This is a genomic window from Nocardia sp. NPDC056541, assembly GCF_042794235.1.
Taxonomy (GTDB): domain Bacteria; phylum Actinomycetota; class Actinomycetes; order Mycobacteriales; family Mycobacteriaceae; genus Nocardia.
The window spans coordinates 560,569-577,297 of record NZ_JBHTUD010000001.1 but is presented as its reverse complement, the minus strand read 5'-3'; the positions used below and the strand labels follow the sequence as shown (position 1 = coordinate 577,297).

Genomic DNA, 16,729 nt, shown 5'->3' with positions numbered 1-16,729 from the left:
CCATGGTCGGCCTCGGTTGCGGCGGTGCTGGTGCTCCTCGCCGCCGAAGCCGAACAGGCGCTCGTGCCCGGCGTCGGCGGCGGCGAGTCCGATGATCTCGACCGTGTCGTCACCGCCATCGTGAACGAGGCGAACAGCCCGCGGGTCGCGAGTTGTTTCGCCTGGTATGCCCGGTGCGCAGGGTAGGGGCTGGTGTTATTCCCATCTGGTCGTACTGTGAGGGCGTGAACATCGATGTGACGCCTTTACCGGGAATCGGCGTGTGCAAGGACTTTCCGCTGGCGGAGGCGCGCCGCCGGATCGGCGTGATCGAACATCGCGACGGCTCCGTCGACCTGGTCGTCTCGCGAGCGGGCGACTACGATTCGACCACCTCGATTCCCCTGTCCGACACCGAGATCGGTGTGCTGGCCGGCCTGCTCGGCGCACCGCAGGTGGTGCAGAAGACACGCGAGACCCACAGTGCGGGCGAGCTGTCGACCAGGCAGTTCGCGATCGATCGCGGCAGCCCGTTCGACGGTAGGCCGTTGCGCGACACCGAGATGCGCACGCGCACCAAGGCCTCGGTCGTGGCGGTGGTGCGCGCGGGTGAGGTGACTCCTTCGCCGGGAACGGATTTCACTTTCATCCCCGGTGATCTTGTCGTTGTGGTCGGCACCGACGAGGGTCTGGACGCGGCAGGACGGCTCCTCGACGCCGGCTGACAATCCATGCGGATAGTAAAGGGCAGGTAAGGTATCCCTAGCTGAGGTTAGGTGATCCCATGAATGTAGAAGTGACATCCCTGCCGGGAATCGGTGTCCGCAAAGAGTTTTCACTGTCGAAGGTGGACCGCAGGATCGGCATCGTCGACCACCGCGATGGTGGTACCGATCTGATTTTCACGAAGGTCGGCGACCCGGATTCCACGGTCCAGATTCCACTGTCCGCCGTCGAAGCCCGTACGCTGGCGAGTCTGCTCGGCGCACCGCAGTTGGTCGCGCAACTGCGCGAGGAACATCGCGAACTCGATGGAGTGAGCACGCGGTCGATGCTGGTACCGCCGAGTTCGCCCTATGCGTCACGACGGTTGGGCGACACCGAGTTGCGGACCAGGACCCGCGCCTCGATCGTGGCGGTTCTGCGCGCGGGCCAGGTCCTGGCATCGCCGGGACCGGAGTTCGTGTTCGCGGGCGGCGATATGGTCGTCGTGGTCGGCACCAATGCCGGACTCGACGCCGCCGCTTCGATCCTGACCGACGGCTGAGCCGGTGGAGATCAGTGGAACCGCGCTGGCATTGATCCAGCTGGGGGCTGTGTTCTTCGGGTTGGGGGTGCTCGGGCGGATCGCCGCCCGCATCGGCCTCTCGCCCATCCCGCTCTACCTGCTCGGGGGGTTGGTCTTCGGTACGGGCGGTCTGATCGAGTTGCACGAGGTGGAGGACTTCATCCACATCGCCAGCGAGATCGGCGTCGTGCTGCTGCTGTTGCTGCTCGGTTTGGAATACACCGCCGGTGAACTGGTCACCGGCATGCGTAAATCGTGGCCCGCCGGTCTGCTCGACCTGGTGCTCAACGCGACTCCCGGTGTGATCGTGGCGCTGATGCTCGGCCTCGGGCCGACGGGGGCGATCGCGATGGCGGGCGTCACCTACATCTCGTCCTCCGGAATCGTCGCCAAGGTACTCAACGACCTCGGCCGCCTGGGTAACCGGGAGACGCCGACGGTGCTGTCGATCCTGGTGTTCGAGGACCTGGCGATGGCGGTGTACCTGCCGGTGCTCACCGCAGTGCTGGCCGGTGTCGGATTCGTGGCGGGGATGACCACGGTCGGTATCGCGCTGGTCGCGGTGACCCTGGTGCTCATCGTCGCGCTGCGATACGGCAGGTACGTCTCGGCGATCGTGGCGAGTGAGGATCGGGAGATCTTCCTGCTCAAGCTGCTCGGTTCGGCGCTGCTGGTGGCGGGTATCGCCTCGGCGGTGCAGGTGTCGGCGGCGGTCGGTGCGTTCCTGCTCGGTATCGCGATCTCGGATTCGACCGCGCACGACGCCACCAAGATCCTCGAACCGTTGCGTGATCTGTTCGCGGCGATGTTCTTCGTGCTGTTCGGTTTGAGTACCGATCCGGCGAGTATTCCGCCGGTGCTGGGCTGGGCGGTGCTGTTGGCGGTGGTCACCACCGTCACCAAGATCGCCACGGGGTGGTGGGCGGCCAAACGGGCGGGGGCCTCGCAACTGGGCCGCGCTCGCGCGGGTACCGCGTTGGTCGCGCGCGGTGAGTTCTCGATCGTCATCGCCGGCCTGGCGGTGGCCGCCGGAGCGGTGCCCGCCGAGTTCGCCGCACTCGCCACCACGTACGTGTTGCTGATGGCCATCATCGGCCCGATCGGCGCCCGCATCGTGGAACCGGTGATGCGACTGGTGGTCGGTCGCAAGCAGCGTGTGACGGTCGACCCGCACGCAGAATAACCACCCGTGTCCGGGCCCCCGCGCGATCGTTCGCTGCGGGGGCCCTCGGTGTTCTCACGGCTCGATCAATCCGGCGCGGATGGCGTATCTGGTCAGGTCGAGCCGGTCGCGCAGGCCGAGTTTCTGCAGGATGTTGGCACGATGCCGGTCGACAGTCTTCGCGCTGATCACCAGCTCGGCGGCGATCTCGCGCGCCGAGTACCCCTCGGCGATCAGCTTGAGCACCTCCTCTTCGCGGGGGGTGAGGATCGTTTCCGGCAGCGCGGAGCCCTGCCGGGCGAGTTGCAGGTAGTCGCGCACGAGTGCGGTGACCGCGCCCGGGTAGAGGAACGATTCACCGCGCATCGTGGCCCTGCACGCCTCGATGAGGTCGCGATCGGCCACCGACTTCAGCACGTAGCCGGAAGCGCCCGCCTTCAGCGACTCGAAGAAATACTGCTCGTTGTCGTACATCGACAGCATCAGGATGCGCACCGGATGGTTGTTCCGGGTGATCTCGCGGGCGGCCTGGATGCCGGTCATCCGCGGCATGGCGATATCGAGGATCACCAGGTCGATGCCGTCGTCGGCGAGGGCGGTGACCGCGTCCAGCCCGTTGGCGGCCTCGGCGACCACGAGCAGGTCCGGTTCGTTGTCCAGGATCATGCGCAACCCGCTGCGCACCAGGGCGTGGTCGTCGGCCAGCAGAATCCGGGTCGGCGCGCTCATGCGGGCACTCCTTCGCGTGCGGCGACCGGGACGATCAGTTCGACCGCGGTACCGCCCGATGCCGGGGACGTGATGGTCAGCGTGGCGTCGATCAGCATCGCGCGCTCGCGCATCCCGCGGATGCCCGCCCCGTCCTCGACCGCGCCGCCGCGACCGTTGTCGGTCACCCGCAGCAGCACGGTGCCGGCTCGCGGTGCGATCAGCAAGCTCACCTCGTCGGCATCGGCGTGGCGCAACACGTTCGTCAAGCTCTCCTGAGCGACCCGGTAGCAGACGAGTTCGATGTCGGGGTCGAGGCGGCTGATCGCCGGGTCGACCTCGCGGCGTACGGAAATGCCTGCCGTGCGGCCGAATTCGTGACACAGCGCGGTGATCGCGCTGTGCAGGCCGAGTTCCTCGAGCACGTCGGGCCGCAGCCGCGCGGCGATCCCGCGCACCTCGTCCAGACAACCGCGCACTGTTTCCTGCGCCTGCTCGACGTCCTCGCGCAGGTCGGCGGGCGCCCGGTCGACGACCCGTTTGAGCCGCAACAGCGCCACGGTCAGGCTCTGGCCGATCTCGTCGTGCAGTTCGCGGGCGATGCGCCGCCGCTCACCCTCCTGGGCGGCCAGCGCGGTCCCACCGGCGACCGAACGTTCGGCTTCCAAGCGGTCGAGCATCGCGTTGAAGGTCTCGATCAGCTGATGGAAGTCCCCGCTCGCACCGCGCTCGAGCCGGACCGCGCGCCGGGGCGGATCGACGCGGCGCATGGAGGCGACCAGCTCGTCGAGCGGAGCCAGCGACGTGCGCAGCGCCACGGCGTTCGCCGTCAGGATCACCGCGAGCCCGATCACCAGCACCGGCACCTCGGTCAGGCGCAGCCGGGCCGACACCGTGGCCGGTGAGAAGGCCAAGATCAGCGTGCCGAGGGTGAAGATCACGCCGTTGAGCAAGCAGATCCGCCAGAACAACGCCGTCACCGGCGTTCGGATTCGCCGCGAGCGTCCTGCTCGCAGCGCTGCGAGACGGTTCATGACACCAGCATGCTGGCGCCCCCGCGTTCTGTCCATGGTGCCCAGCACCCATCCCGCACCCGTTGACCGGCACCGACCTGCCCAGGAAATGGGTGTCACGGCCGATAGTGCCCGCCACCTGCGCGAACCAGACTTCGATCAGACGCTTTCGACGATCCGAGGAAGGACCGCCGGCCATGGATATCGACCGGACCACGATCCCGGGAGCCGGTGTGCTGCACAGCTTCCACACCCGCCACGGCATTCGCTTCGCCCTGCTGACGCACTCGTCGGGTGCGCGACGCCTGCTCGCCTACGCGGGGGGCAGCGACGAACCGACGGTCGACATCGAGCTGGAACCCGACGAGGCCGACCAGGTCGCCGAGCTGATGCGTTCGCGGCCGTTCGGCGACCGGCTCGCCCGCCTGGAACAACGCCTGGACCACCTGACCGGACGGCAGGCCCAGCCGTGAGCACCGTCGAATCCCCCCGGAGCCATGCCATGCGCGCACGCGATATCGCGATGAACCTGCCGACCGTTCGCACCAGCGACCCCGTCGCCCGTGCGGTGCGGCTGATGGTCGTCAACCGGTTGCCCGGTCTGATCGTCGTCGACGAACTCGACCGGCCGGTGGCGGTCCTGCCGGGAACCCAGGTGCTACGCCTGGCGATTCCGGCCTCCTATCACGACGACCCGACGCTGGTCCGCACGATCGACGAGGTGCACGCCGACCTGTTCTGGCAGGAACCCGGCAGCCTCACCGTCGGCGACTGTCTGCCCGACGGCGCGAGCAAGCCGGCCACGGTCCCCCCCGACGCGACCCTGCTCGAAATCGCGATCCTGATGGCGCGCAAGCACAGTCCGCTCATCGCCGTGGTCGACCGTTCGCGCACCCTGCGCGGCGCGATCACCCTGGAACGGTTGCTGACCAGCCTCGCTGTCGTCGGCCCCGGCGACTGAACGTCACGCCGCGCATGGCTGCAGCGCTTGCCGTCGTCATCTTCGTGATCGCCTTCTTCTTCATCGCCACGGAGAAAGCCGACAAGGTCAAAACCGTCCTGATCGCCGCGGGCGCGATGGCTCTGCTCGGCCTGATCCCCGGCGACGAGGTCTTCTATTCCGCCCACGAGGGCATCGACTGGAACGTCATCTTCCTGCTGCTCGGGATGATGATCATCGTCGGCGTCATCAAGCAGACCGGCCTGTTCGACTACCTGGCGATCTGGTCGGCCAAACGTTCGCGCGGCAACCCGTATCGCCTGATGGTGATGTTGATGTTGATCACCGCGGTCGCGTCGCCGTTTCTCGACAACGTCACCATCATCATGCTGGTCGCCCCGGTGACGCTGGTGGTGTGCCGACGTCTCGGCATCGCCGCGCAACCGTTCCTGATCGCCGAGGTGCTCGCGTCCAATATCGGCGGCGCGGCGACGCTGATCGGTGACCCGCCCAACATCATCATCGCCAGCCGGGCCGGGCTGACGTTCAACGACTTCCTCGTGCACATGGCCCCGATCGTGGTGATCACCTTCGTGCTGTTCGTCGCGCTCACCCGGGTGCTGTTCCGCTCGGCGCTACGCACCGATCCCACCTCGGTCGACGCGGTGATGGCGCTGCAGGAACGGCGCGCGATCCGCGATCCGAAACTGCTGGTGCGCTCGATGATCGTGCTCACCGGTGTGGTCGTCGGCTTCTGCCTGCACAGTGTGCTGCACGTCGCGCCGTCGGTGATCGCGCTGGTCGGCGCGGGCATCATGGTGCTGGTCTCCGGCCTCGACATCGGCGATGTCCTACACGAGGTGGAATGGCCGACGCTGGTGTTCTTCATGGGTCTGTTCGTGATGGTCGCGGGCCTGGTGCACACCGGGGTGATCGCCACGATCGGTGACGCCGCGATCGGCTGGGTCGGGGACAACTACTTTTTGGCCGCGACCGCGCTGGTGTTCGGTTCGGCGATTCTCGGGGCGTTCGTCGACAACATTCCCTATACCGCGACCATGGCGCCGGTGGTGGAGGACATCGTCGCGGGCGCACCGGATCCAGCTACCGGGCAGGCGCTGTGGTGGGCGTTCGCCTTGGGCGCCGACTTCGGCGGGAACGGCACGGCGGTGGCGGCCAGCGCCAATGTGGTCGCCCTCGGGATCGCCGCCCGCGCGGGGCAGCGGATCACCTTCTGGCAGTTCACCAAGTACGGCATGCTGGTCACGCTGCTCAGCAGTGTCATCGCCTGGATCTATGTGTGGATCCGGTACTTCTGAGTCCCGCGACGGTGCTCACCCGACGTGGCGGGTGACGATCCGGTGGATCAGCCGGGCGGCGGTGCGGGCGGTGCGATTGTCGATGTCGAGCCGCGGATTCAGTTCGGCGACATCGACAACCGCGAGTCTGCCGCAGGCGGTGACGCGGTCGCAGACGGCCTGGATCGTGGACAGCGCGACACCGTAGGCCGCGGGGGCACTCACACCGGGAGCCACCGCGGCGGGGAGGACGTCGAGATCGATCGTCAGATACAGCAGGTCGATCCCGGCCAGGAAGTCGTCGACGAAGGCGGTGACCCGGGCAGGCTCGCAGTCGTCGTCGAGGAGATAACGCACCCCGAATCTGTCCGCGGTGTCGAACAGGACCCGGGTGTTGCTGGGCTGGCTGATCCCGATCACCGCGTACCGGACGTCGTCGCCGGTCTCGAGGATCTGCCGGAACGGGGTGCCGGAACTGGGCACGGGATCGGGGCGCAGGTCGAAATGCGCGTCGAGGTTGAGGACTCCGATGACGCTGCCCGGGGCGCGGCGAGCCGAACCGGCCAGTCCGAGGTAGGTGCCGTAGGCGACCTCGTGGCCGCCGCCCAGCACGACCGGGAAAGCGCCGTCGTCGAGCAGCGCGGTCACCGTCTCGCCCAGTCGTCGCTGACCGTCCGCCAGCCGGTCGTCGGTGACGGCGATCGTCCCCGCGTCGAAGGCGCGCAGCTCGGTGGCGAGCGCCATCGGCGACAACGCGCGGCGCAGCGCGTCCGGGCCCGCCGCCGCGCCGAGACGGCCCTTGTTCCGGCGCACGCCTTCCTCGCAGGCGAAGCCGACGAAAACACAGGCGCCGGGATCGTCGTTGCCCGGCTCGTACGGCGTGACGGCCTGATGCCAGCGCAGGTGCTCCGGCGTCGTGCCGTCGACGCGACCGGTCCAGGCGGATTCGGAAGTCACCGCACCCCACCTCGATTCGCGACGAGGGCTCCTTCGCGCCACACCTGACCGACCAGCGCAACGCCGGGGCGGTAGGCGAGGTGCAGGTGCGAGGGGGCGTCGAGTGCGATGACATCGGCACAAAAACCGGGGGAGAGGGAACCGATATCGGTGCGCCGCAACGCCTTCGCACCACCTGCGGTTGCCGCCCAGACCGCCTCGTCGGGTGTCATGTGCATTTCCCGCACCGCCAGGGCGATACAGAACGGCAAGCTCGTGGTGTAGCTGGTGCCCGGATTGCAGTCCGCGCCGAGCGCGACGGTGACCCCCGCGTCCACCAGTGCCCTGGCATCGGGATAGCTGTTGCGCGTACAGAAGTCGGCGCCCGGCAGCAGCGTGGCCACCGTATCGCTGCCCGCGAGCGCATCGATATCGGCACGATTCACGTGCGAGACGTGATCCACCGACGCGGCGCCGAGCTCGACGGCCAACTGCACCCCTGGTCCCTGATGCAGCTGATTGCCGTGGACTCGCGGCACCAGCCCGTGCGCGATCCCCGCGGTCAGCACGGCATGCGCCTGATCGCGATCGAAGGCGCCCTGCTCACAGAACACATCGATCCACCGGGCGTACGGCGCGCACCGCGGGATCATCTCCTCGCACACCATCGTCACGTAGTCGTCGGCGCGCCCGGCGTATTCGGGCGGCGGCACGTGCGCGGCGAGCAGCGTCACCTCGTCGGTGCAGCGGGCCGCGATCTGGACGCTGCGCAGTTCGTCGGCCACGGTCTGCCCGTAGCCGCTCTTGCACTCGACCGTGGTGCTGCCTGCCCGCAAGGACTCGTCCAGCAGCCGTTGTACCGTCGCCGCGAGCTGCTCGTCGCTCGCTGCCCGCGTCGCCGCGATCGTGGTGCGGATGCCACCGGCCCCATAGGGTCGCCCCGCCATCCTCGCCGCGAACTCCTCGGCGCGGTCGCCCGCGAACACCAGATGCGCATGCGACTCGACGAACCCCGGCAGCACCGCGCGTCCGCCGAGATCGAACGCGGTGTCGGCGGCCGGCGCGGCGGTACTGTCACCGACCCACGCCACCCGCCCGTCGTCGATGACCAGCGCGGCGTCGCGCCGCAGCCCCAGCGGGCCCTCGCCCAGCGCCGGGTCGTTGGTGACGAGAGTGCCGATATCGGTCAGCACGGTGGTGGGCATGGAGGAGTCCTCCTCGGCGCGGATGTCGAGTATGGCGGTGTGCGCGCGATAGACCCTGTGCGCGGGAGAGCAGCGCGGGCACGTTGCTCGCACCGTAGCGGCCCTTCGGATCGTAGAGCGCGGGCAGGTCGACGCGTTCCTTCGAGATCAGGTGGCGGGCCCGGCGGATGCGCGCCAGGACACGTACGGTAGGTATAGACCTGTATAGACAAGAACGTCAAGGGGTAGCCCGCAGTGATGGGAGAAGCATCGTGAGCATCGACCCGGATCGGCCCGGACCGGTCGTCGTCGGCCCGGGTCCGGTCTCGGCGCAGGATCTGGTCCGGGTGGCCAGGGACGGCGTCGCGGTGGTGGTGTCCGACGATGCCGTCGCCGCCATCGAGGCGAGTCGTGCGCGGATCGAAGCGCTGGCCGCGGACCCGAGGCCGGTGTACGGGGTGTCGACCGGGTTCGGTGCGCTGGCCGTCCGTCATATTCCGCCGGAGTCACGCAAGCAGTTGCAGCGGAGTCTGATTCGCTCGCATGCGGCGGGGTCGGGCGCAGAAGTGGAGCGGGAGGTGGTGCGCGCCTTGATGTTGCTGCGCCTGTCGACCCTCGCGACCGGCCGGACCGGGGTGCGCCCGGTGGTCGCGCGGACCTATGCCGCGCTGCTGTCGGCGGGCATCACCCCGGTGGTCTACGAGTACGGCAGCCTGGGCTGTTCCGGTGATCTCGCGCCGCTGGCCCACGTCGCACTGGCGGTGATCGGGGAGGGCACCGTCCGGGACGCGACCGGCGAGCTGCGATCTGCCGCCCAGGCCATGGCCGACGCCGGCATCGCCCCCGTCGAGCTCGCGGAGAAGGAAGGCCTCGCGCTGATCAACGGCACCGACGGCATGCTCGGCATGCTGGTACTCGCCTGCCACGACCTGCGGGCCCTGCTGCGCCTGGCCGATGTGACCGCGTCGATGAGCGTGGAGGGTCTGCTCGGCACCGACAAGGTCTTCGCCGCCGACCTGCAAGCACTGCGCCCGCAACCGGGCCAGGCGGTCGCGGCCGCCAATATGGTGCGCGTGCTGGCGGATTCGCCGATCGTGGCCAGCCACGCCACCCCGGACTGCACCGTCGTCCAGGATGCCTACTCGCTGCGCTGCGCACCCCAGGTCGCCGGCGCCGCCCGCGACACCCTCGACCACGCCGAACGCGTCGCCGGCCACGAATTGGCCAGTGCCGTGGACAACCCCGTCGTCACCCTCGACGGCCGGGTCGAGTCCAACGGCAATTTCCACGGCGCCCCCGTCGCCTATGTGCTGGACTTCCTGGCCATCGTGATCGCCGACGTCGCCTCGATGAGTGAACGCCGCACCGACCGCTTCCTCGACAAGGCCCGCAACCACGGCCTTACCCCGTTCCTGGCCGACGATCCCGGCGTCGACAGCGGTCACATGATCGCCCAGTACACCCAGGCCGCCATCGTTTCCGACCTCAAACGCCTGGCCGCGCCCGCCTCGGTCGACTCGATCCCCTCCTCGGCCATGCAGGAGGACCACGTCTCGATGGGCTGGTCCGCCGCCCGCAAACTCCGCCGCGCCCTCGACGGCCTCACCCGAGTCCTGGCCATCGAAGCCCTCACCGCGGCCCGCGGCCTCGACCTCCGCGCCCCGCTGACTCCGGCGCCCGCGACCGCTGCCGTACTGACCGCGCTGCGCGACCGAGTCCCCGGCCCGGGGCCCGACCGCTACCTCGCCCCGGACATCGAGGCAGCGGTCCGCCTCGCGGCATCCGGCGCGCTGCTCGCCGCCGCCGAATCGGTGACCGGTCCGCTCGGCTGAGCGGGGTACGCGCGAGCGAAACCCCGGCCTGGGACCGCTGTCTCGCCTGCGCTGATCCGCCCGATGGCATCGTCGCTGTTGCCGCTGACCTGCGATCGGCCCCACGCGGGCGGACGGCGAAGGCGATTGCCGCAGTCAGTGATCGCGCTACGCCTGCAGCTGCTGTGCCGGTTCGATCTCGGTGAGCCCGCGCAGCGACTCGGGCAGCGAGGTCTGGTGCAGGACGCCGAGGCGTTGGGTGGCGCGGGTGAGGGCGACGTAGAGTTCGGCGGCGCCGCGGGGGCCGTCGGCGAGGATGCGCTGCGGATCCACGACCAGCACCGCGTCGAACTCGAGGCCCTTCGTCTCCGACGCGGGCACCGTGCCGGGTACCCCGGGTGGCCCGATCACGATGCTCGTTCCCTCGCGGCCCGCCTCGGCCCGCACGAATTCCTCGATCGCGGTGGGCAATTCGTGGGCGGTGACCCGATGCGACCAGGGTGCGACACCGCAGGATCGCACCGAGTCCGGCGGGCGGACATCGGGCGCGAACTCGGCGAGTACATCGGCGGCCACGGCCATGATCTCGGCGGGGGTGCGGTAGTTCACCGTCAGGGAGCGATAGATCCAGCGGCCGGGGACGTAGGGCTCCATCATCGTGGCCCAGGACCTCGCGCCCGCCGCCGACCGGCGCTGCGCGAGATCGCCGACGATCGTGAAGGAGCGGCTCGGGCACCGCCGCATCAGCACCCGCCAGTCCATCTCCGACAACTCCTGGGCCTCGTCGACCACCACGTGTCCGTAGGTCCACTCCCGGTCGGCCGCGGCACGTTCGGCGAGTTCGCGGGTGTCGCGTTCGAGGAAGCGTTCGGCCAGGTCTTCGCCGTAGAGCATGTCCTGGGCGAGCAGGTGGTCCTCGTCGTCCATCAGGTCTTCGCGGCTGATGAGGGTGTCCAGCACACCGGCCGCGTACTCGGCCTCGGCCTTGCGCTCTCGCTCGGCGGAGTCGTCGGCGGCTGTGTCGCGGCCGAGCAGGTCGACGAGTTCGTCGAGCAGCGGCACGTCCGAGACCGTCCACGCGCCACCGTCGGCCCGCCACAGCGCCGCGTCCGCGCCTGCTGCTCGCAGCCGATCGTGTGACGAATACAGCTGGGACAGTACAGTTTCTGGCTTCAGGATCGGCCAGCACTGATCCAGCGCCGCGGTGAACTCGTCGTTGTCGGCGAGCTCGCGGACCAGGTCGGCGCGCAGTTGTTCCCATGCCTCGGTGTCGTCGCGAGTCAGCCAGCCCTCGCCGATCCGGGCGATCGCGCGCTCGGTGAGAACGTAGGTGATGATCTCGGTGAACACCGCGCGCGCCTCGTTGTGCGGGCGCCCGCTCTCCCTCGCCTCCTGCCTGGCCCACTCCGCGGTCGCGGCATCGATCCGCACCGTCACATCGGTCAGCGCGATCGTCAGCGGCGCTTCGGGCAGTCGCTGGCGATCCGCGATCGTCGCGGCGAGGATGTCGAGGATTCGCAGCGAACCCTTGTGCCGGGCCGCCTCGGGGGTGTCCTCCGCCGTCGCGCGCAGACCGGGCACGAGGTCGGCGGTGGTGGCGAACACGACATTCGTCTCGCCGAGCGAGGGCAGCACATGGGCGATGTGGTTCAGGAAGGCCGGATTGGGCCCGACCACGAGCACGCCTTGGCGCTCCATCCGCCTGCGCTGGGTGTAGAGCAGGTACGCGACGCGGTGGAGCGCCACCACGGTCTTCCCGGTGCCGGGACCGCCCTCGATCACGGTCACACCCGGGTGCTCCAGGCGGATGATCTCGTCCTGTTCGGCCTGGATCGTCGCGACGATATCGCGCATCCCGTCCCCGCGTGGCGCGTCGACCGCGGCGAGCAGCGCGGCGTCGGTTCCGCCCTCGCTCCCGTCGGGGCGGCCGAGCACCTCATCGGTGAAGTCGACCACCTGGCGGCCGCGGGTGTGGAACTGCCGCCGCCGGCGCATGCCCTCCGGGTTGGCCGCGGTGGCGACATAGAAAGCGCGCGCCGCGGGTGCCCGCCAGTCCAGGAGCAGCTGTTCGAGATCGTTCGACTCGTCGAACAGCCCGATCCGGCCGATGTAGGACCGCTCGCCCGAGGCCGCGTCGAGCCGGCCGAAACACAGTCCGTTGTCGGCCACGTCGAGGCGCTGTACTTCCTTGCCCAGCGCCCGCACCTCGTTGTCGCGCTCCATGGGGGAGTCGCCCTTGGTGCGCAGCGCCGCGCTGTAGCGGCCCTTCACCCGTGCCCGCTCGGCATCGAGGCGCGAGTACAACCCGGCGACATAGCTTTGCTCGGATCGGCGTTCCTCTTCGTACCCGTGCGCTGACATAGGCCCCTAACTGTACTTTTTCCGGTGCGACCGGATGATTGTGCAGCAACCCCGGGGCCTTGCCGCAAGTCCCTGTTTACGCTATATATTGAAAGTGGAAAGAGCCCCGGCACTGCCGGGGCTCTCGTCTTCTCCGGGCCGGTCAGCCCTCCTGCATCGGAATCCGCACACCCCGTTCACGAGCCACCTCGGCCGCGTGCTCGTAACCCGCGTCGACGTGTCGCATCACCCCGGTGCCCGGGTCGTTGGTCAGCACCCGCTCCAGCTTCCGCGCGGCCAGCTCGGTGCCGTCGGCGATACACACCTGGCCCGCGTGGATCGAACGGCCCATCCCGACCCCGCCACCGTGATGGATCGACACCCAGCTCGCCCCGGACGCGGTATTGAGCAGTGCGTTGAGCAGCGGCCAGTCCGCGATCGCGTCGGAACCGTCGGCCATCGCCTCGGTTTCGCGGTAGGGGGAGGCCACCGAGCCGGAGTCGAGGTGGTCGCGGCCGATGGCCAGGGGAGCCGACAGCTCACCCGAGGCGACCATCTCGTTGAATTTCAGGCCCGCGCGATGGCGTTCGCCGTAACCGAGCCAGCAGATCCGCGCGGGCAGACCTTCGAACCTCACCTTCTCGCCCGCCAGGGTGATCCAGCGGCGCAGATGGTCGTTGCCGGGAAACAGTTCCAGGATCGCGCGGTCGGTGGCGGCGATATCGGCCGGATCACCCGAGAGCGCGGCCCAGCGGAACGGACCGAGGCCCTCTTCGAAGAGCGGGCGGAGGTAGGCGGGAACGAAGCCGGGAAAGGCGAAAGCCCGGTCGTAGCCGCCTTTGCGGGCCTCGTCGCGAATCGAGTTCCCGTAGTCGAACACCTCGGCGCCCGCGTCCATGAATCCGACCATCGCCTCGACGTGCGCGGCCATCGACGCCTGCGCCTCGGTGGTGAACCAGACCGGATCCTTCTCGGCGAGGGTGTGCCAGTCCTCGAGCGCGACGCCGATCGGCAAGTAGGACAACGGATCATGGGCCGAGGTCTGATCGGTGACGATGTCCATCGGTGCGCCCATGGCCAGCAGTGCGGGAAAGACCTCGGCCGCATTGCCGACCAGGCCGATCGAGAGCGGCCTGCGCTCGTCACGCGCGGCGACGGCGAGATCCAGTGCCTCCCGCAAGGTCGCGGCCTTCGTGTCGAGGTAGCCGTGCGCGATCCGCCGGTCGATACGCGCCGGATCGCAGTCCACGCACAGCGCGACGCCGTCGTTCATCGTCACCGCGAGCGGTTGCGCGCCACCCATCCCGCCGACGCCCGCCGTGAGCGTGATGGTGCCGGCGAGGGTGCCGCCGAATCGCTTGCGTGCTACCGCGCCGAAGGTCTCGTAGGTGCCCTGCAGAATGCCCTGGCTGCCGATGTAGATCCACGACCCGGCCGTCATCTGCCCGTACATCATCAGCCCCAACTGCTCGAGCTTGCGGAACTCGTCCCAGGTGGCCCAGTCGCCGACGAGGTTCGAATTCGCCAGCAGCACCCGCGGCGCCCATTCGTTGGTGCGGAACACCCCCACCGGTTTCCCGGACTGCACGAGCAATGTCTCGTCCGCGGCGAGGGTCTCCAGCGTTCGCACGATCGCGTCGAATGCCGCCCAACTGCGTACCGCTCGCCCGGTCCCGCCGTAGACGACCAGGTCATCGGGGCGTTCGGCGACCTCGGGATCGAGATTGTTCATCAACATCCGCAAGGCACCCTCCTGCTGCCAACCGAGGGTGTGCAACTCGGTGCCGCGCGGAGCGGACACGGGACGAGGGCCGGAGACAGGCGGTGTCGCGTCGGTCATGAGGGCAGTATAGTCCTGTATATACAAGTGCCGACGAGGTTCGAGCGCAACGTATTCTCTGGGCGAGGCGAGGAGATGTTCGGTGGTGGCGATCGAGGTGGTCGATGCGGAGCTGGCCGCGCTCTACGGCGGGCTCGGCAGCGAATTCGCGGCGTATGAACGGGTCAAGCAGCTGATCATGGCGCAGATCAAAGCGCGCCGGTGGAACGCGGGGGAGCAGATCCCCTCGGAGAACCAGTTCGTCGCCGCACTCGGGCTGTCCCGAATGACGATCAATCGCGCCCTGCGTGACCTGACCGCCGACGGCGCGCTCACCCGGGTGATGGGTGTGGGAACCTTCGTCGCGGCGAGCAAGGCCACCTCACCGCTGTTCGAGGTCCGCAACATCGCCGACGAGATCACCGGTCGCGGACATCGTCATCGCACCGAGGTGGTGTTCGTGCGGTCCGAGGTGCCCGGCGACGCGGAAATGGCGAATGCCATGGGCGGCACGGTATTCCACTCGCTGCTGGTGCACTTGGAGGACGGCGTGCCGATCCAGCTCGAGGACCGCTACGTCAACCCGGCGCAGGCCCCCGACTACCTCGCCCAGGACTTCACCACCGTCACCCCGAACAGCTACCTCAGTGAGGTCGCGCCGCTGCTGCGCGGCGAGCATGTCGTCGAGGCGGTGCGGGCCGCCCGCGAGGAGTGCGTGCTGCTCGGCATCGACGCCGACGAGCCGTGCCTGCTCATCCGGCGCCGCACCTGGTCGTCGGGCGGGTTGGTCAGCGTGGCACGGCTCGTGCATCCGGGTTCGCGCAATCGGCTGGAAGGCAGCTTCGGTAGCGAGCCGGGCTGACTCCGCGTCGTGCGCGCCGAACAATGTTCCCGACTCGAAACAGCTGTCGCCGCTTGGTAATTGCACGACGAGATTTCGATCAGGCGGATTGTCGAACTGATTGCTTTCCGGATGGGATCGAAGACACGCTCATCGAGAAGGCTGACGTGTGCATGATCGCCCCCTGAAATTGTTATCCGATCTGAATGATAAACAGGAACAGCAAATTGATGGCTACCGAATGAATGCTGTCTGAGCTGGGGTTATGCCTGCTGCACGGATTTGGTTCAGTTTCGGGTTATCACTGTTTCGTGACGAAGTACGCGGTTGGCCGGATCGGGGCTGTACGTTTGGGACTCGATAGTTTCGCTGGGTTCCATTCAGGTAACGGAGAGGGCGGAAATGGCTACAGTCACGCAGCCGTCGGGGCCGCACACCATGATCTCTCGACGTGATTTCTCCGCAGCGAAAACAGTGATGACGCCGTCGAGCCTGGTGACCCTCGGGTTGATCTTGCTGATTCCCGTGTTCATCACGGCGGGCCCGATTCTCGCGTCGGCGTTGATCGCGCGATACGACGGTGTCGGGTGGTCCGGTGGCGTGGTCTTCGGGGTGATCGCGACCGTCGTCGTCATGTCGGTGCTGGCCTCGGCGTGGGCGTTCCGCCTGGCGTGGCGGCGTGGTTCCGCCGCCGCGCAGCGCCCGTTCGGTTCTTCTCTCGTGCGGTAGGAGGTCGACAATGCAGACGCACCGACAGGCGACGGCGCCGCTCATCGAACCGCCCGTGGCCACCGCTGCCGACGAATGCCGCCTACTGCGGATCGTCGCCCGGATCGAGGCGCCCCATGTGTGGGACTCGACGTCCGCCCGGCTGCTCGACTGCGCGCGCCGGCGGTGGCAGGGCAGGGCCGACATCGCCGACCATCCGGCCTTGCGCCGCTGGTCGCAGATCCAGGACTCCCAGCAGAGACCCGAACAGCCTTGCCTGCGCACACTTTTCGCTGCCTTCGCCGCCGGCTCGCTGGTCGGTGGTGATCCCTGTGCGGACCTGGCCGCCGCGATCATGCTCCTGTCGAGCTGCCCCGCCGAAGCGGTTCGGCAGGCCGACCCGAACAGCGAATGTCGCACGGTGCGCTTCTCGGTCTACGCCTATCGCGAAGACGACCTGCCGCTGGCCGAGGACCTGATCACCACCACCGTCCACGCCTGTGGCACCGTTTTGGTCCGTCGCTGCACGATCATGCGCCCCCCTGCCCGTTCCACGGCTCCGTCCCCGTCCGTCGACCACCCGGCGCCGAACCTCCTGGTCCTCGGTAGCCTGGGCAGCACCGCCGCCCGCTGACCGAACCCGGTCGCGGCTTTTCACTCGGCCGCTTCGCTGTCCGCTGCGTTGCTAGCGAAACTAACAGT

The 16,729-nt window shown here is 68.5% G+C and carries 17 protein-coding genes; 11 read left to right on the top strand and 6 right to left on the bottom strand.

The window, feature by feature from the left end; all coding sequences use genetic code 11:
• Window positions 1–24: 24 nt before the first annotated feature.
• Genes ACFQ9R_RS02670 through ACFQ9R_RS02655 form a run of 4 tightly spaced genes read left to right on the top strand, consistent with a single transcriptional unit; the run spans window position 25 to window position 2,450 of the window.
• The gene (locus tag ACFQ9R_RS02670) at window positions 25–186 is read left to right on the top strand and encodes a hypothetical protein (RefSeq protein ID WP_378988306.1); all 162 of its coding nucleotides are present in this window, start codon (window positions 25–27) and stop codon (window positions 184–186) included.
• 38 nt (window positions 187–224) lie between these two features.
• The gene (locus ACFQ9R_RS02665) at window positions 225–704 is read left to right on the top strand and encodes a cation:proton antiporter regulatory subunit (protein ID WP_378627311.1); all 480 of its coding nucleotides are present in this window, start codon (window positions 225–227) and stop codon (window positions 702–704) included.
• Between the two features lie 59 nt (window positions 705–763).
• Complete coding sequence (locus ACFQ9R_RS02660) at window positions 764–1,246, top strand: cation:proton antiporter regulatory subunit (RefSeq protein ID WP_378988303.1); 483 nt, start codon at window positions 764–766, stop codon at window positions 1,244–1,246.
• A 10-nt stretch (window positions 1,247–1,256) separates the two neighbouring features.
• Window positions 1,257–2,450 carry a cation:proton antiporter gene (locus ACFQ9R_RS02655; protein WP_378988475.1) on the top strand — a complete coding sequence of 398 codons (1,194 nt, stop codon included), beginning with the start codon at window positions 1,257–1,259 and terminating at the stop codon, window positions 2,448–2,450.
• A gap of 54 nt (window positions 2,451–2,504) precedes the next feature.
• Here the strand turns inward: ACFQ9R_RS02655 and ACFQ9R_RS02650 are convergent, their stop codons facing one another.
• The gene (locus tag ACFQ9R_RS02650) at window positions 2,505–3,158 is read right to left on the bottom strand and encodes a response regulator transcription factor (RefSeq protein ID WP_364405344.1); all 654 of its coding nucleotides are present in this window, start codon (window positions 3,156–3,158) and stop codon (window positions 2,505–2,507) included.
• The gene (locus ACFQ9R_RS02645; protein ID WP_378988300.1) at window positions 3,155–4,171 is read right to left on the bottom strand and encodes a histidine kinase; all 1,017 of its coding nucleotides are present in this window, start codon (window positions 4,169–4,171) and stop codon (window positions 3,155–3,157) included. Before ACFQ9R_RS02645 ends, ACFQ9R_RS02650 begins: the two co-directional genes overlap by 4 nt.
• A 176-nt stretch (window positions 4,172–4,347) precedes the next feature.
• On the opposite strand from ACFQ9R_RS02645, the gene ACFQ9R_RS02640 reads away from it, so the two are divergent.
• From ACFQ9R_RS02640 to ACFQ9R_RS02630, 3 genes are read left to right on the top strand one after another with little or no spacing between them, the layout of a single operon-like run.
• A complete protein-coding gene (locus ACFQ9R_RS02640) occupies window positions 4,348–4,623 on the top strand; it encodes a hypothetical protein (protein ID WP_378988297.1) in 276 nt (91 codons plus the stop codon).
• A gap of 29 nt (window positions 4,624–4,652) precedes the next feature.
• Window positions 4,653–5,111, top strand: coding sequence for a CBS domain-containing protein (locus ACFQ9R_RS02635; protein WP_378988294.1), 459 nt, complete (start codon window positions 4,653–4,655; stop codon window positions 5,109–5,111).
• Between the two features lie 14 nt (window positions 5,112–5,125).
• Complete coding sequence (locus ACFQ9R_RS02630) at window positions 5,126–6,409, top strand: ArsB/NhaD family transporter (RefSeq protein ID WP_378988291.1); 1,284 nt, start codon at window positions 5,126–5,128, stop codon at window positions 6,407–6,409.
• A gap of 15 nt (window positions 6,410–6,424) precedes the next feature.
• On the opposite strand, the gene hutG is transcribed toward ACFQ9R_RS02630, so the two are convergent.
• Window positions 6,425–7,345: a formimidoylglutamase gene (hutG, locus tag ACFQ9R_RS02625; RefSeq protein WP_378988288.1), complete on the bottom strand. Its 921-nt coding sequence runs from the start codon at window positions 7,343–7,345 to the stop codon at window positions 6,425–6,427.
• Complete coding sequence (hutI, locus tag ACFQ9R_RS02620; protein ID WP_378988285.1) at window positions 7,342–8,529, bottom strand: imidazolonepropionase; 1,188 nt, start codon at window positions 8,527–8,529, stop codon at window positions 7,342–7,344. The genes hutG and hutI overlap by 4 nt, the downstream gene beginning before the upstream one ends.
• Before the next feature lie 251 nt (window positions 8,530–8,780).
• Here hutI and hutH point away from each other — a divergent pair, with 251 nt between their 5' ends.
• Complete coding sequence (gene hutH, locus ACFQ9R_RS02615) at window positions 8,781–10,340, top strand: histidine ammonia-lyase (RefSeq protein ID WP_378988282.1); 1,560 nt, start codon at window positions 8,781–8,783, stop codon at window positions 10,338–10,340.
• Window positions 10,341–10,487: 147 nt separating this feature from the next.
• Here hutH and helR read toward each other — a convergent pair whose 3' ends face one another.
• Both helR and hutU read right to left on the bottom strand, forming a co-directional pair.
• Window positions 10,488–12,680, bottom strand: a complete 2,193-nt coding sequence (gene helR, locus ACFQ9R_RS02610) for an RNA polymerase recycling motor ATPase HelR (protein WP_378988279.1) — start codon at window positions 12,678–12,680, stop codon at window positions 10,488–10,490.
• A gap of 142 nt (window positions 12,681–12,822) precedes the next feature.
• On the bottom strand, window positions 12,823–14,499 hold the full coding sequence (hutU, locus tag ACFQ9R_RS02605) for a urocanate hydratase (protein ID WP_378988276.1): 1,677 nt from the start codon (window positions 14,497–14,499) through the stop codon (window positions 12,823–12,825).
• Window positions 14,500–14,581: 82 nt separating this feature from the next.
• Here hutU and hutC point away from each other — a divergent pair, with 82 nt between their 5' ends.
• From hutC to ACFQ9R_RS02590, 3 genes are all read left to right on the top strand, one after another.
• Entirely contained in the window at window positions 14,582–15,340 is a 759-nt protein-coding gene (gene hutC / locus ACFQ9R_RS02600; RefSeq protein ID WP_378988273.1) for a histidine utilization repressor, read from the top strand.
• A 381-nt stretch (window positions 15,341–15,721) separates the two neighbouring features.
• Window positions 15,722–16,048, top strand: coding sequence for a hypothetical protein (locus tag ACFQ9R_RS02595; RefSeq protein WP_378988270.1), 327 nt, complete (start codon window positions 15,722–15,724; stop codon window positions 16,046–16,048).
• A gap of 10 nt (window positions 16,049–16,058) precedes the next feature.
• Window positions 16,059–16,661 (top strand): hypothetical protein, encoded by a 603-nt coding sequence (locus tag ACFQ9R_RS02590; protein ID WP_378988267.1) that lies wholly within the window; start codon window positions 16,059–16,061, stop codon window positions 16,659–16,661.
• Window positions 16,662–16,729: the final 68 nt, after the last annotated feature.